Consider the following 16,305-nt stretch of genomic DNA (forward strand, 5'->3'; position numbering starts at 1 on the left):
CTTCTTGTAGTGAAATAACCATACCTTCTGGAACATCTAAATAACCAAGACGTCTTGCGATATCTACCACTTTCACCATACTACGTCCTACAACCGCTACTTTTCGTCCTGTTTCAGCAGCTGCATCAAATACTTGTTGAATACGATGTACATTCGATGCAAATGAAGCAACGATAATACGTCCTTCTGCGCCGTAGAACACTTTAGAAATTTCTACACCAACTTCTTTTTCAGAACCTGTATAGCCTGGACGCTCAGCATTTGTACTATCAGATAATAAGCATAGAACGCCTTCATTTCCGATTTGAGCCATTTTTCCAAGGTCTGCTCCACTATTTCCAATTGGAGTTTGATCGAATTTAAAGTCTCCCGTATATACGATCGCACCTTTTGATGTATGGAAACAAACACCAACAGAATCCGGAATACTATGTGTCGTTCCAAAGAATGACACCGTTGTAGTATTAAACTCTACTGTTGAATTTGAATCGATTGTTTTTAAGTCTACACGACCTAACATACCCGCTTCGCCAAGTTTTTCTTGTATAAGTCCTACCGTTAATTTCGTTGCATACACTGGAATTGATAATTTACGAAGTACGTAAACAATGCCACCAATATGATCTTCATGACCGTGAGTAATAAATAAACCTTTTACTCGCTCTTGGTTTTCTACTAAATATGTAATATCAGGAATAACGATATCAATTCCAAACATTTCATCTCCCGGGAACATTAACCCTGCATCTACAATAAAGATTTCAGAATCAATTTCAACACAGTACATGTTTTTCCCGATTTCACCTACTCCACCAAGAGCAAATACTTTAACAGACTCATTCTCTTTTCTCTTCATGTTGTTGCCTGGTTTAAAAATCTTTCAAACACTGATTTCACTAAAATTGCAGAGACACCAGGGGAAACTCTACAACCACCATATATTCACCGTCCAAGACGAATGTCCTTACCGTTATGCGATATCATGTCCTTGTTTATTTTTTAAACCAGGTTTCACCTCTCTTTCATTATATAAATCAAATATCTTATTCGATATGATATGAAAATGTAATCAAATTATAATTTTTACCAATTTTGCTAAGCATACCCGTACTAAGCTACTTAGCCATATTATACCTGATACAAGAAATAGAACACAAGTTAAATCGTGCGAAAGAAAAAGTAAAAGAACGGAATTATAACAAAAGTATCAAATGGCGTTCCTATATATTTACTTCGATTTTATACTACCTATTATTTTGAAGAAATAGCCATACATACGTTAAATTCATTTCATAATATGGCGTTTCAAGACCTATTTTTCTAAAATTGAACAAAAATACTTATAAAATGGAGTTTTTTTATGAATTACGTCACATTTGAGGGGATTTCTCCGAAAAACAGAAGCGGTGGTTTATTACGTTTGTACAAATGTTGACTCTATAATCACTTTCGTTTTTGATTCATTTTAAGGGAGACGATTATTTTCTTATACATGTTGTAATTCATAATGAAGAAACGGTTAATGATCTAATAAAAACACATATAGGTGAGAAAAGAGAAGAAAAGACTTTCATCCTATAAAAAATGACCTAGTTCTACACTAGGTCATTTTTTATTAACGAGGGATAGATTGCATAACAGATTGTAACGTTACTCTTTCTTCTTCTGTTAACGGAAGAAGTGGTAAACGTACAGAACCTACGTCTAATCCAACCATTTGTAATGCTGTTTTTACTGGTGTTGGGCTTGGCGCCATAAATAATGAATCCGTTACTCTTACAAGTAATTGATGTAATTTTTGCGCCTTCTTAAATTCACCTGCTTGGAATGCTGCAATCATTTCTTGCATTTCATTTCCGATAACATGAGATGCTACAGAAACGATACCTTTCGCTCCAACTGCCATAGCTGGTAACGTTAAACCGTCATCACCGCTGTATACTGCGAAGTCGTCCGCTGTTTTTTCAATGATTTCTGTCATTGTTAACACATCGCCGCCTGCATCTTTAATCGCAACAATGTTTTCTATTTCTGATAAACGAACAACTGTATCAACGGAGATTTGTACAATAGATCGTCCCGGAACGTTATATAGCATAACCGGAAGCGGCGTGCTTTCAGCAATTGCTTTAAAGTGCTGATACATTCCTTCTTGACTCGGTTTGTTATAATACGGTGCTACTAGCATTACTGCATCAACACCAACCTCTGTTGCCTTTTTCGTTAAGTCAATAGAAGCATGCGTATTATTGCTACCTGTTCCAGCGATTACGGGCACCCTTTTATCGACAACAGATACGACATGGCGATATAACGCTACTTTTTCTTCTGAAGTTAGTGTAGGAGATTCTCCTGTCGTTCCTCCTACCACGATTGCTGTTGTACCGTTATCAATTAAATAATTTACCAATTTCGTTGTCTTTGCAAAATCGATATTGCCGTTTATATCAAACGGTGTTACCATCGCGGTTGCAATTGTCCCAAAATCTATCATGGTCTCACTCCTTATTGTTCCAGTTGCTTTTCTTTTGAAAGCTCAAACGCACTATGTAATGCATTTACAGCCTCCACTAAATCAGTTTCTTTTACAAGAACCCAAATTGTCGTATGGCTATCTGCTGATTGCAGAATTTGAATACCTTTTTCAGCTAAAGCTGTAACGATTTTCGCAGTAACCCCTGGGTATCCTGCCATTCCAGCTCCTACAATAGATACTTTCGCACAATGCTCTGTCACAATTGGCTCATATCCAAGGTTTTGTAATAGTTCAACTGCACGATTTGATACATTATCACTCACCGTATAAGCTACCCCAGTAGGTGAAATGTTAATTAAATCGACACTGATTCCTTCATTCGCCATTTCTTTAAACACATGCTGTTGCAAATCATATGCTGTTTCTTTTGCAAGTACTTTAATTTGCGTCACATTTGATACATGTGCAATACCTGTAACAGGACGTTCTTCTACATCACGGCCTTTTGTAGCGCCGTCAGATGCTGAAATAAGCGTACCTTCACTATCAGAGTACGTAGAACGTACACGAAGCGGTACTTTTGCATGCATCGCAATTTCAACTGCACGTGGATGAACGACTTTTGCACCTTGATATGCCATGTTACAAATTTCGTTATACGTTACAGTTTGAAGATGACGTGCATCTTTTACAATGCGAGGATCCGCAGTCATCACACCTTCTACATCTGTGAAGATATCGATATATTCAGCATGAAGCGCAACACCTAAAGCTGAAGCTGAAGTATCACTACCTCCGCGTCCAAGTGTTGTCGTATCACCTTTTTTCGTTTGTCCTTGGAATCCTGTCACAACGATTACATCTACATTTTCTAGCTCTTCGTGTATACGATCACAATTCATTTCAATAATCTTAGCATTTGTAAAATCATCATTTGTTACAAAACCAGCTTGTGCACCATTTAATGCCGCTGCTTTTATACCGTTCTCATTTAACATGTTAGAGAAAACGATTGCTGAGATTAATTCTCCGCATGATAATAATAAATCTTGCTCACGATTAGAAATGTGAGATTCTTCTTGATTTACAAGACTTAACAACGTATCAGTTGCATATGGTTCACCTTTACGACCCATAGCAGATACGACAGTCACTACTTTATAACCCGCATCTAGCGATTTTTTTATATGATGAAGCGCATGCTTACGTCCATTTTCATCACGTACAGATGTGCCACCAAATTTTTGAACAATAATTTTCATATTTTGCACCTTCTCTTAGCCGTTTACACTAATTGTAATTTTACTAAGCGCTCTGCAATTTGAACAGAATTCCATGCAGCGCCTTTTAATAAGTTATCAGATACGACCCAAAGATGGAATCCTTTATCGTTATTTAAATCTTTACGGATTCTTCCAACGAATACTTCGTTTTTACCTACTGCAGTAGCTGGCATTGGATATAATTGCTCTTCTGGGTTATCTTGCAGAACGATACCTTCCGCATTTGCAAGTAAGTTCTTTAATTCCTCTACTGTTACGCCCTCTTTTTCTACTTCAATGTAAACAGACTCAGAGTGACCTGATACAACTGGTAAACGTACACATGTTGCCGCTACTTCTAATTCTGGCATATGCATAATTTTTTTCGTTTCATTAATCATTTTCATTTCTTCAAACGTAAATCCATTATCTTGGAACTTATCAATCTGTGGAATCGCGTTGAAAGCAATCGGGAAATGTTTCTTATCACCTGATACAGGTAAAACATTCGCCTTTACTTCTTCACCATTTAAGATTGCTTGTGATTGTTCATGAAGTTCTTCAATTGCTGCCGCACCAGCACCTGATACAGCTTGATATGTGGAAACGATTACTCGTTTTAAACCATATTGCTGACGAACTGGCTCAAGAGCTACTACCATTTGAATTGTAGAACAGTTTGGATTTGCAATAATACCATTATGTTCTTTTAAGTCGTTTTCATTTACTTCAGGTACAACAAGTGGCACGTTTTCTGTCATACGGAATGCACTTGTATTATCAACAACAATCGCACCGCGCTTTGCTGCTTCTGGCGCTAATTGTTTTGATACAGATCCACCAGCACTAAATAGTGCGATATCTACTCCTTCAAAACTTTCAGGAGTTGCCTCTTGAACTGTAAATTCTTCGCCTTTAAATACAAGTTTCTTACCTGCAGATCGTTTAGATGAAAGTAACGTTAACTTCCCGATTGGAAATTCTCGTTTCTCTAAAGTATTTAACATTTGTTCACCAACTGCGCCGGTTGCTCCAACTACAGCGACATGAAAAGTTTTTTGCTTTTCCATCACTATGCCCCTTTCTAGATACCAATCCTTCTATAACTTAGAATGAGAAGGAGTATACAATACCCCTTCTAATCTTAATAACGTTAATTTTATCATATTCTACAGTAAGAATGATGGTTTCATCGAAAATTGTCCGTTTTTTTTCGTTTTTTAATTCATATATCTGAATTTTTCTACGACAACCGGTTGCAATTGCTTCCCTTGCAGCGCTTCTAATACTGTATCTTCCAGTAACTCCATGCGAGCTACCATTGAGTTCGGTTTTTTCTCTGGTGCATCTTGACCGAATGGGACGAAGTAGATGTTTTTTGTGGCCATTAGGCGCATGAGGTTGACGCCAACAGGGTGATAACACAAGAAGGATTTTTTATTTCTTCTATTATATATAGAAATCATGTTTTGTTAAATTGTTATAATTTTATATGGAAGAAAAATTTTCTAAACATAAAATATTCATTTTATTATTTCATAAACAATCTCTACATCTTTGTTTTTTGATATAATAATGCAGTTATTAACATCAACTAGGAGGAACATTCTTTGAAAAAATTAATTATTGCAGGACTATCAATAGGACTTTTAGCTGGATGTGGTTCTACAGATAGCAAGAGTGAAGCTAAAGACAATACAACACAAAGTAGCACATCAGAAACTAGTAATAAAAAAACAAGTAAGTATCCTTTCCCTAAAGATGCCACACCAGTTGGAGAAGGAAAGATAAAAGTTAGTACACCAGCAGGAAACTCTGAAAATGGAAATGCACCAGTTTTATTTGCAAATAATAATGATTTAATGCTGCATCTTGGTATAGATTATGCTAACTTCCAAGGAGACAAACAAACATTTGTTTATGTTGATAAGATTTTCAAAGAAACATTACAAGTCGCAGAATTAACTCAAACGTCAATTATTTTAAGTGAAGATACATTAAAACCAGGGATACATACAGTTACAGCAGTTCAATTTGAAAATGATGATCCAAAAGGTAAAGTATTAAATTTCATTGAAGCTAAATACGAAGTTAAAGAAAAGAAATAATACATACTTAATATATAATTTCTTTAGGGGGCATCCTCATGAAAGTTGTACGCTCTATATTTAAAGGCTTTCGTTTAATAGGTTTAATTGTAAAGCCAGTACTTAAAGCATTATCTAAAAGTAAATTTTAAATCTCATAAATATTAAAATCCCCTTCTGCATATAGGTGCAAAAGGGGATTTTTTTCAAATTATTCTATTCGTTCTACAGACAGTACTCATAGATAAATAAGAAACGGTGTATATTTACCCTAACATTTATAAAGATGAAAATCAATATATAATCATCTACATATAGAACCAGATAATAATTTTTGTTCATAAAACTATTCTTTTGTAAGAAAACATTTAACATGTACATAGGCTTCATTTACAATTAAGTGGCTTTTATTTCACATAAATATTATTATACTAATCTAAACTTTCTACATTTACATTTTTTTCTTTTTATCTCATAATTTTAATTGGGGAAAGGGAGGAAAGAAATGGTTCAAATCAAAGTAACACCTGAAATGCTAGAAGAAGTTGCTAATCGTGCAAATAATACCAGAATCGCATTAGAATCTATACATAATAATCTATGTAATGAAATAGATCGTTTGTGTTTTCAATGGATTGGTGCCTCTAATCAACAATTCGTTCAAATGTTCAATGATGCGAGACCAAAAGCTTTTACAGCTATCAATTCAATTATACAAGTGGAAGAAGATTTAAAACGAATTGCTGAAAAATTCCGTAATGCGGATGATCAAAATGTTACAATAGAAGAAGGTGCAATGTGTGGTAAGCCTTCTTCTGAAGAGAAAGGCTTTGATGGTAAAAAATTAGCTAGAGATATTGCTGGCGAAATAAGTGGTGAATACGATGTTCGTCGTGCTTGGGATGGTATTGATCCATCTACTGGCGAAAAACTTTCAACTTGGGAAAGGTTTTTAGCTGGAGGAATGGCAGTAGCAGGAGTTACACCTGTCGGAAAAATCGCAAAAATTGGGAAAGGCGTAAAAATGACTGCAAAGGCTGCTGAAGCTGTAAATACAGCTAAAAATGCAGAACACGCTTCAGATATAACAAAGTTTTATTCTGGAGGAAGAAGTTTTGTTGTACAATTCATGGAAGGTGAACAACGGGTCGCAAAAATGTACGATGAAATTAGGGGTAATGCTTCTGATATTGCTGCGATTTCCAAAAACACTGGTTGGTCAGATAAAAGAATACAACGTATTAAAGATCATGTTTTTATTAAAGATCATCAGTTACCAGATAATAGAGTTGGTAAGTTTGATCCTGATTTTGGGATAGCGAGAGCTTGGCAACGCCTAGAACAAGGTATTCATCATGAAAATGATATCAAACTATTAAAACACGAATATTTCGAATCTCGTTTTGAAGGTATTTTTAAAGTTGATTATGCGACAGCTCATGCTAAAACGGTTGAATCTGGTCGCCCTTGGAAGGCTCCCGATTCAGAGCCTTTCAACCCACTGGACGAACACTTTAAAATCCCTTTAGATAAAGCATTTGATTAATTAAGGAGTGAATTGAAATGGGAAGATACCCAACGATTACAATAATAAAAGAATTAGATAATAGCGAATACACGATTTACAGTTTTGGTCCTACTATTGATATTTGCGAGCAATACCCAGAAATGTATGAAAGATGGCGTTTTAAAATTTTGAAAGATAAAACAACCTTTGAAGAAGGCTATGTTTTACTTGATGATTTGCCTAAGGAAGATTTTCAATTATTTTACAAGTGTGCCTTTAAGATATATAAGCAAGTTGATGAACATGGTGGAATGGAGAATATTAAAAATATTGATTTACCAAATCAAATTTCATTTATTATTTAAAAGATATAATAGAGTAACCTAACCATAAAATAAAAGGGCTGTTCCATCTGGAGGCGCCCTTTTATTTTACAAACATCCACTTTGCATATACTATTAATTCTTTTAGTGAACCTCCATATCGGTCTATTAAAAGAAGACTATTCATTCCCAATAATTTCAAAATAGAAATTAGGAGATCATTTTTTCTCAGATAACTCCAATCATAAAATTCATTATAAATAAAGAGGCCTATATATATGGCAATATGTTTATTAATAACTAAAAAATATGAAGATGAAGAGATTGTTGTTTATCAATACTATCCTTCTGAATCACCCGATAAAATAGGCAAAATGTATTACAATAAGAAAGAACGAATGTTTTATGACTTAGAGCAAGCTCTAGTAGATTCAGAAACAATGAGAGAACATTATTTTAATTGTGCATGTACTAGGATTGTGCGATGTCTTAAAAGAAACGAAGGCTTTCCTGATAGTATGGCATATGAAGCATAATAAAACAAACATAAAAAGAGCCGGTTCCACTACAGAAAACGGCTCTTTCCCTTACTTCACATACACATAGGCTTCACTTGCTGTGATATAGTATGTTTTACCTTTGCTATTGTGCACTTTATATTGTGGTGAACCATTAACATTTATCTTTGCATCAATAGTAAAACCTAAACCTGCATCTACAGATCCATTAACATCTTTATCCTGCCAAGATGGAGCATCATAGAAACGTAGATTGTTAACCTTTGAAACAACACGCTTCCCTACAATAGAAGAATCCACTGTGCTTTTCTTACTAAACTTCACATAAGATGGATCATTTTTAATCCATTGCTCACCGCCAAGGTTTAACCAACCATCCTTTTCAGCCCATACAACATAAGCTTCTGGTTTGTTTAACTGACGAATCTTAGAATAGCTTGTACCAGGTCCTTTACGTAAATTCACGTTATAACCTTCAATATAAGCAATACCATCTGTTACAGCCGTTGGAACCTCCGCTGGTTTAGATGGCTTATCAGGAACAGAAACTTCAACATTAGAGTTATTGTATGCTCGTTGTACATCAGCACGGAATTGGGCTTCTGATACACCATGAGACTTTAAGTAATCAAGTGGGTCTTCATGATCTGTACCGCCAAGATATTTCGTCACATCGTAGTGAGTCCACAATCCTTTTTCTACTGATATTCCACGGTCACGAAGGATTTTAGCCAATAATTTCACGTATTTATCATAGCTGCGTTTGAATTTTTCATAATCTCTTGTTTCACATAACTCCACATGAACAAATCGTTTATTCGCCCCTGGTCCAGCTCCATAAGCGATGTATTTCGTATCAGCAATTTGGATTGTTTCATTCCAATCAACTGCGTAATGTACAAATGCCGAGCGCCATGTACGAGACTCATATTTTTGAATGTTAATAGCTGGCGCTTCTGGAGTTGCTGTACTATGCGCCACAACGCCTTCATATGCACCAACACCATTACGGTATGGTTGTTTAGGTAAATCAGGAATAATAAGCGTTCTATCAGCAAAAGCTCCTGTAGCAAAACTTAACAGGAGCAATAGAGTCATAAATACAGAGGAAGCCAGTTTGATTGATTTTTTCATTCAGCATCTTCTCCTTTTTCTTCGTGATCTGTCCAAATACCAAGTGATACACCTACTGTAAATACATAGGGGAGCAACTCTTCAATAAAGTTCTTTGCTTCAGGCATTCCGAATTTCGTAAATAGAAATCCGACCAATGAAAAAACCGCAACCCAGGTACGCCAGTTGCGGAATCGTTTTTTGATATTCTCTTTTGACATATTACATGCCGCCTTTCATTAGTAACCCCAATAACCCAGCTACAATTGCTCCGATGATAATTCGTAAAATCCAAGTGGTATTGGCGCTGATTTTTTCGAGCTGTTTATTAATATTTACAATGTCCTTTTCATTGACAGTGGTACGTGTTTCTAAATTTCGAATGTCCCGCTGCATATCTTTCTGATCTGACTTAATTTGTTGGATCTCTTGCTTTAAATCTTGAATTTCTTGCATTGGTTTAGCTCCTTTTCTAAAAATAAAAAAGCCTGCTATAAGCACGCTTCGGTTTGTTGTAAAAGCCGTATTTTGTGCAAAATAAAAAGACCAGCTTATGGCTGCTCTGGTTTCTTATCAATTAAATTTTGAACTAACAATTGTTCTAACACTTCAATTCTACGGTTCATTTGTTTATTCTCTTCTTTTAGCTCTTCAATTTCAGCATCTTTAGCAAGTTTCTCTTCTTGGAATGCTTTTATTTGAATTGCTAAAGAAGAATATATTTCAGCTGCATTTTTTTCTTTTGTAACAAAACACCCAGGAGTATTTTCATCATCTGCAATCCACCCATAGTGAGTTTCTATATCGTTTGTTGTAAGAATCGGGTCCCCTTCAACACGATTCATACGCTTCTCATATAATTCTTCTATATCTGTTTTCAAGTTATATTGTTGAATTTTGAGCGCCATAATTTTTTCTATTGCATCAAACTGTACATCGCGAATATTTGTTTTGTACTCGCGTTTCGATGCTGTTTGGAATGCAGCTGCTGTGACAGCATTAAAAGCGTTTCCTGTTCCATCTTTAACTTGAAGTGTTTTGTATCCATCAACGTTACCGTTACGCAAAGTTACTGTTTGGAAGCGAAGATCCGTTTCAGAGTTGGATGTCGCAACTATATCAAGCATATTTTTACCTTTTAAGTTAAAAACAATAGAAGACTGACAGTCCATCCATACAGATTTAGCTCCACCTTTTAATGTGACTCCGTCTGTTGCTTCTACCCAGAACGAACCACCTTTTGCATAATGACCTATACCTTTACCAGAGTTAACAGTTACATTTCCATTCATTCCTGCGTTAAGGTTCAAATCACCTGATCTTTTGAATATAACTGAGCTTACAAAATAAGGGTCTCCGTTAGAATCTTTTCCGTTTATTACTCCTAAGAATCCTTGCGTTGGTTGTTTACTTAAAACAACCGAACCGTCTTGGAAATCAGAATCTCCCCCTAATACAACTGTTGGTTGAATTTGGCTTGTACGATCTTTATAGTATCCAAGGTAAACCCTGCTTATATTTGACTCCATTAAACGGATGAATTGCTTTTGAATATGGACATAATTAACACCATTGTCTGTACGTATGGTTGTACCTCTAAGTTCCTGCGCTTCTAAATACTTTGCTATAGTTGTTCCATCTAACTCTATTTTACCCGCTTGAATTTTAATAGTTTCTGCTGTTTGATTAATAGCCGAAATAATATCGCCTTTTTTCACAGTACTAAGGATATTGGTCTCAGTAATGTGGATACGTCCTTCTAAATCTCTTACATAGGAATCCTTAGCAAATTGTCCATCTGCTTGTATCTTCGTATATACTTCTGTCCTTTTTGCTGCGGCATTGATACCCTGTTCATTAATAGTGAAACGGTTATCAATCATAGTCATTTTCTGATTAAATTGCTCAGTTGCAAGTTTATTAGCTAATTCATCTAATAAAACTTCTTTATTTTGATCAACAGTCTGCTTCAACTCAGGTATCTTAAACCCAGCAACATAGTCCTCTACTTGTTTTAACTCGACTTTTGCATTGATTGCGGTTGCCTGTTGTTCAAGTTTCGTATTAGCTTCAGTAAGCTTCTTCCCTTGATCTGATACTACATTATTTAAATTACTAACTGTGGAAGATAATCCACTTGCTGTTTGTTCTACTGTAGACACGCGCTTTTCAAATCCAGCTTGGCTGTTTTGAACATTTGTTACAGTGGTTTTTACGCCATCCACACTTTTTTCAATCTCGGTTGTTTTCTTACTGAATTCATCTGTAGAGACATTCTCTTCAGGTGCCGGCTGCCATTCAGTAGCAATGTTACCTATTTCAATTTGAACATTCTTAATATATCTTTCACCTTCGTTTCCGGTGTGTCCATATATATAAAAATGAGCCCCTTTAGAAACATCATACTTATCATGTAGTTTTAAAGTTTGTGAGTATCTAACCCACTTCTTCATCTTATCTACACCTATTGAGAATTGACCACTATGAAACGTTTGATTTGAATTACCTTCAATGAAATGGTATAGACCACCAGTAATATTATTTGATCCACTTTCTGTCCAAATATCCATACTAATAGTTATTTCTTTTCCTGCGATGTCTCCTTTTTTGAAATCATCTATAATAGGTTGATTCAGTCCTAGCCAACGACCAGGAAGACCAATAAAGCTATTCTTACTTATCATAGCTAGTACAGGGTATCCGAATTTTTTCACATCTAAGTGAGCGTGATACCCCTTTTCAGGTTGTTGAACACCACCGTTAAATTCACCCTGCCAATTCGAAAGTTGTAACGTTCCGTTTAATGCGTTGTCCCAACCTCTTTTATCGTTAGTGATATATCTTTTAAAATCTGTATTAAGTAGGAAGTTACGACCGCCAGGTTTTAAGTTAGTAACTTTCCCTGTAACTTCTGTTAATTTCTCGCTAATCTTCCCTGCTTCTGTCTTTATTTCAGATGTAACTTTAGTGAACGTATTTGTATCTGCGTAATTATCATCAGACTTTTTATAATCACTAAGTATTTTTCCTCTTTCAATTTGTGGTTTCATAGCATAGAACACTTTACCTTTATTACCATCTTGGCAATAAAAAGTTACAGTTCCATTATTGTTTTTAGTTGTAACCTCAAATGTATATTTGTGCCTAATCCACTCATCTGTAAGTTCCATAGTTATTGATTTAGGTAGATTAGTAGCGGCTTCGGCTGTAATATTAACCTTCATCCCTGGTACACCCTTTACCCACAAACTAACTGTGTAAAAACCTAAAGGTAACGGAACTATTGTATTAATGCCTTTTCCGCCAATTCTTTGATAAAAACCACAAGCGGTATCAACTTTAGGCGTTACTACCAATACACCATGATCGTTTTCTTCTGAGAAAGTAAGATCTGCGTTTAGTGTAGCCCAACCAAAAGGATTTTTTTTACCATCAAACTCTGTATTGTAATATAGGTTAGTTGTACCAACTTGTAAATTATTCATATTCGTTTCAATGCGTTCGATTGTTTGTTTCGTTCCATTAGCATCTTGTTCAACTGTATTTAATTTATTACTAATTTCAGTATCTTTTTTCGTTAAAGTCTCAATAGAAGTTTTAAATCCATCTGAGGTTTGTTCTATTTGAGTCACTTTTTTATTAATATTACCTTGTTCGTTTTGCACATCAGAAATTGTACGACTAACGCCTTGTAAGGTTTCCTTCACTTCATTGACTTGTCCTGTTGCTTGATTTTGCGCTTCTTGTACCTTTTGATTTAACTCTGTTTTTGTGGACTCAATATCTTTATTGACCTGTTCAAGTGTTTCTTTCTTGACTGATTCCACATCAGGAACTACCGGGTCCCAAATACCATCTTTCCAAAGTTTCAAAATGCCCGGCTTACCATTAGAAATATCTAACCATAATGTTTTTCTATCTTTAAGCCCTGTTGTTGGTGGGTACTTTGATTCAATGATTTCGACGGTATTGTTTTTAATATTCTCCTGTACTTTTTCAGCAAGTATTTTCGCTGCTTCGGATTCTTTCTTTGCATTACTAGCCGTTTCATTGGCTTCTTTCACTAATTTATCTAGCTGATCTATCATTTCTTGTTTATTACCTAGCGAACTAAGAATACGATTGTAAATCTTTCTTAATTCTTCATTTGGGTCAATAATTTCATGATAATCTCCAAATACATATTTATCTTGCAATGGATTTTTAAACGATTCATCACCAGCGATTGCTCTTGCTTCTAAATAAAGCTTTGGCGTAAATCCCGTATCTTTAATTCGAATTGTATCGCCCTCATTAATTAACTCATGGGCTAGTCCGAACACACGACCAATTGATTGTGCTTCGACTTCATATAAAACAGACGCATTTACACGTTTTTTCAACTCTGTATTCATAAGAGTCATCAAACGTTTGGCATCCATATTATCATTTTCTGTCTCCGGACTATAGAAACCAAATTTATGATTCCCTTTCTCGTTCCATCTTTGAAAAGCATCATTGTCCACAAGATAAGGAACACCGTTATTTATTTCTGTAATGGTAATAAATTCTCCGCCTTCTTTTTTTACGAAACCTAGTAAGGCTGTACAAATATTTTGGGAGTTTTCAATCCGTTTAATTCCTAGCAAGTCTTTACCAAGGGTTATTTCTTTCCCTGTTTCTTGACCACGCTTTTTCACCATATCTACATAACGTCCAACGATTTGAGATCCTACAACTTCAGCGCGATATTGAATTTCTAATTCAAATAAAGAAGCAATCTTTTTAAGAAAAGACAACGGATCAATAAATTCATCGATAGTCATAGAACGGAAACTAGCATATTCTAAATTTCCCTTTTGCCACTTCGTACCTGCAAGAGCAATATCAACCATTTCAATTACTGTCTTACCTTCTAATTTTTGTGGAGGGATGATTCCAGCTTTAGCAAGTTGAATCCATTCACCAGATGCATAAGCGATTACTGACCTATCATCAGAATTCTTTTCAATTTCAGTAATTACATAAGGAACGATACGACCATCACGCACTTCTTTTAACACTAGGTTTTGCTGCATAAGTGTGGATGAATGCCTTGTATTATCAAATACTCGAAACTCTAATGTATCAATGTTATTTTTGATTTCCCAATGTCTTTTATCATCCCAATAATCTATAGGCTGAATAGATGCTACAATTTGTTCTGTTTTAAAATCAACAACATGCAATTCACCACTTGGCGTTCTCATCTATATCTCTCCCTGTAACTGATTGTAGCTGTAACATCTGGTGGCATAATATCAATACGATTATCCCCACGAATGATTTTAGGAAACTCGCTGAATATATCTTTAATATTAATAGCATCTTTCCCGTTAATCATAACAAGACTTCTTTCTGTATCAATTATCACTTTGTCTCCTGCATCGAAAATATAAGGCTTTGTATTAGAAGGAACTTTATTTATTTTCCAAATCTTTAAATCATCTATTTGCATTACATCAACAGGTTGGTTGTTATCCCACTTACATACCGCAATCATAACTTGTGCAATTTTTCGGTTAGTCATCGGATTTCCTGTTTCATCAATCCAACGCTCAACAATTGAAGCATCATCGGTTTCTGTCCCATCTCTGAAACGAGCTACATAAACAGTCCACTCTTTACCTCGTCTCGCAATACGTAACCTACCGTAAAATTGATTAAATGTATTAGGGTGCGCTCCACTTGTGTCTACTAGTTTTCGTATACTGTTGGGTGTTCCGGCATTTCCAATTCGCATGTAAGCTTTTGTGATTTCAGCATCCCAATATAAATCGCTCATGTTGATTCGTGCGACAATATTACTTGCATCATCCAAAAGTAGAACTTCAACACGCCCCATTTCTCCAATACTTTTAGACTTCAAAGTCACCCATGTCTCCATTTCAAAGTCTTGTAATGGTCCACCAGGAATACTTTTCTTTGCTATCGCTCCGTGGAATCCTTTCTCTTGTCCGTAATCTTCACAATATAATGCGTAACCATCCCTTGATTTAAAACTACCTGTACCTTTCATTTCTTCAACTTGTCCCGTAACAGGAGTCCAACCTATAGGTGAAGCCATTTCATCCCATAACACACGCTCACGCTCTTGTACCGTTGTTTCCTCCACAGTCAGAGGATAACCAATACGGAAATAGTTTCGTTCTAAAGGATATTTACCAAACCATACATCTAAAAAAGTGCTTGGTTTTTTTACAGTCATTTCAATTAATGCTGGAGCTTCTACGCTTCCTTTATTCGTGAAATAAGAAGTAATCTCAGTAGACCAACTTTGTACAAACGGATGAGTCTGTACCTTCCCTAATTTATAAGGCATTGGACAAATAAATTTAATTGTACCGATTCCAAGTGTTACAAATTCATCCGGATCAAAGCTATCATCTACAACAGCTAAATATGTTCTATTTGGTTCTACATCGAAAGTAAGCTCTGTTGGTTGATCTGTAATTAACCAATCCGCAATTTCTTCTTTTATGATTTCTAAATCAGAACCATCAGGAACGATAATTCCTACAGGAATAGATAGAACACGCATTTCCGTTTGTGTGTTTAATAGTCTCGCGCCTGGATAACCAGGAACACTTAAAAAATCCCTTTTTAACGGCGCCCAAGTTGGTCTTTTCCATCCTTTTGCAATTTGAATAAAATCTTTTCGCTCGTTATTAAATGTAAAAGAACTCATGTTGACACCTCATTTCTTTATAAAACAAAAGAAACCCAAACCTAAAAGGCTGAGTTTCTTTGTTCTTCTCTTTCTTGATATTCTTTCGTATATCGATAAGTACCGCGCGCCACATCTCTTCCCTCTAAGATAACAGGAACTTCCACAACTAAATCACCACCAAGCATTGGAATTACTCCGCCGCCAGACGATCCAGACGAATAATTAACTACTTGATTCGATACGCTACTTGCCATAGCTTGTCTGCTATTAGACATATTTCCATATACACCACTCATAACAGTTTTCAAGCCTGATAATTGATTCATAGAAC

General features: G+C 35.6%; 13 protein-coding genes and 2 pseudogenes. 4 read left to right on the plus strand and 11 right to left on the minus strand.

The window, feature by feature from the left end; translation table 11 throughout:
- From MR079_RS23995 to spoVFB, 5 genes and pseudogenes are all read right to left on the minus strand, one after another.
- Positions 1-856: ribonuclease J (locus MR079_RS23995; RefSeq protein WP_242294780.1), on the minus strand; the 856-nt coding region annotated here is incomplete at its 3' end.
- A gap of 759 nt (positions 857-1,615) precedes the next feature.
- Positions 1,616-2,494 (minus strand): 4-hydroxy-tetrahydrodipicolinate synthase, encoded by an 879-nt coding sequence (gene dapA / locus MR079_RS24000; RefSeq protein WP_000564761.1) that lies wholly within the window; start codon positions 2,492-2,494, stop codon positions 1,616-1,618.
- A gap of 11 nt (positions 2,495-2,505) precedes the next feature.
- A complete protein-coding gene (dapG, locus tag MR079_RS24005) occupies positions 2,506-3,738 on the minus strand; it encodes an aspartate kinase (RefSeq protein WP_000692473.1) in 1,233 nt (410 codons plus the stop codon).
- 23 nt (positions 3,739-3,761) lie between these two features.
- On the minus strand, positions 3,762-4,808 hold the full coding sequence (gene asd, locus MR079_RS24010; RefSeq protein ID WP_000414848.1) for an aspartate-semialdehyde dehydrogenase: 1,047 nt from the start codon (positions 4,806-4,808) through the stop codon (positions 3,762-3,764).
- Positions 4,809-4,958: 150 nt separating this feature from the next.
- Positions 4,959-5,147: pseudogene (gene spoVFB, locus MR079_RS24015) on the minus strand (dipicolinate synthase subunit B); the annotation flags it as partial.
- Between the two features lie 201 nt (positions 5,148-5,348).
- Between spoVFB and MR079_RS24020 the strand changes: the two are divergent.
- The 4 genes from MR079_RS24020 (at position 5,349) to MR079_RS24035 (ending at position 8,191) form a co-directional block, all read left to right on the plus strand.
- Complete coding sequence (locus tag MR079_RS24020) at positions 5,349-5,846, plus strand: hypothetical protein (protein ID WP_242294781.1); 498 nt, start codon at positions 5,349-5,351, stop codon at positions 5,844-5,846.
- Positions 5,847-6,330: 484 nt separating this feature from the next.
- Entirely contained in the window at positions 6,331-7,371 is a 1,041-nt protein-coding gene (locus MR079_RS24025; RefSeq protein ID WP_242294782.1) for a WXG100 family type VII secretion target, read from the plus strand.
- Between the two features lie 17 nt (positions 7,372-7,388).
- Positions 7,389-7,697, plus strand: coding sequence for a hypothetical protein (locus MR079_RS24030; RefSeq protein ID WP_000534160.1), 309 nt, complete (start codon positions 7,389-7,391; stop codon positions 7,695-7,697).
- A gap of 236 nt (positions 7,698-7,933) precedes the next feature.
- The gene (locus tag MR079_RS24035) at positions 7,934-8,191 is read left to right on the plus strand and encodes a hypothetical protein (protein WP_242294783.1); all 258 of its coding nucleotides are present in this window, start codon (positions 7,934-7,936) and stop codon (positions 8,189-8,191) included.
- A gap of 51 nt (positions 8,192-8,242) precedes the next feature.
- On the opposite strand, the gene MR079_RS24040 is transcribed toward MR079_RS24035, so the two are convergent.
- From MR079_RS24040 to MR079_RS24065, 6 genes and pseudogenes are all read right to left on the minus strand, one after another.
- Positions 8,243-9,307 (minus strand): N-acetylmuramoyl-L-alanine amidase, encoded by a 1,065-nt coding sequence (locus MR079_RS24040; RefSeq protein WP_242294784.1) that lies wholly within the window; start codon positions 9,305-9,307, stop codon positions 8,243-8,245.
- On the minus strand, positions 9,304-9,507 hold the full coding sequence (locus tag MR079_RS24045) for a hypothetical protein (RefSeq protein ID WP_242294785.1): 204 nt from the start codon (positions 9,505-9,507) through the stop codon (positions 9,304-9,306). The genes MR079_RS24040 and MR079_RS24045 overlap by 4 nt, the downstream gene beginning before the upstream one ends.
- Position 9,508: 1 nt before the next feature.
- Complete coding sequence (locus MR079_RS24050; protein ID WP_097851804.1) at positions 9,509-9,742, minus strand: hemolysin XhlA family protein; 234 nt, start codon at positions 9,740-9,742, stop codon at positions 9,509-9,511.
- Positions 9,743-9,837: 95 nt separating this feature from the next.
- The gene (locus MR079_RS24055) at positions 9,838-14,514 is read right to left on the minus strand and encodes a phage tail spike protein (protein ID WP_242294786.1); all 4,677 of its coding nucleotides are present in this window, start codon (positions 14,512-14,514) and stop codon (positions 9,838-9,840) included.
- A complete protein-coding gene (locus tag MR079_RS24060) occupies positions 14,511-15,992 on the minus strand; it encodes a distal tail protein Dit (protein WP_242294787.1) in 1,482 nt (493 codons plus the stop codon). Before MR079_RS24060 ends, MR079_RS24055 begins: the two co-directional genes overlap by 4 nt.
- 41 nt (positions 15,993-16,033) lie before the next feature.
- Positions 16,034-16,305, minus strand: a pseudogene (locus MR079_RS24065) (phage tail protein); the annotation flags it as partial.

It is taken from the genome of Bacillus cereus group sp. BfR-BA-01381 (genome assembly GCF_022663555.1).
GTDB lineage: Bacteria > Bacillota > Bacilli > Bacillales > Bacillaceae_G > Bacillus_A > Bacillus_A pacificus.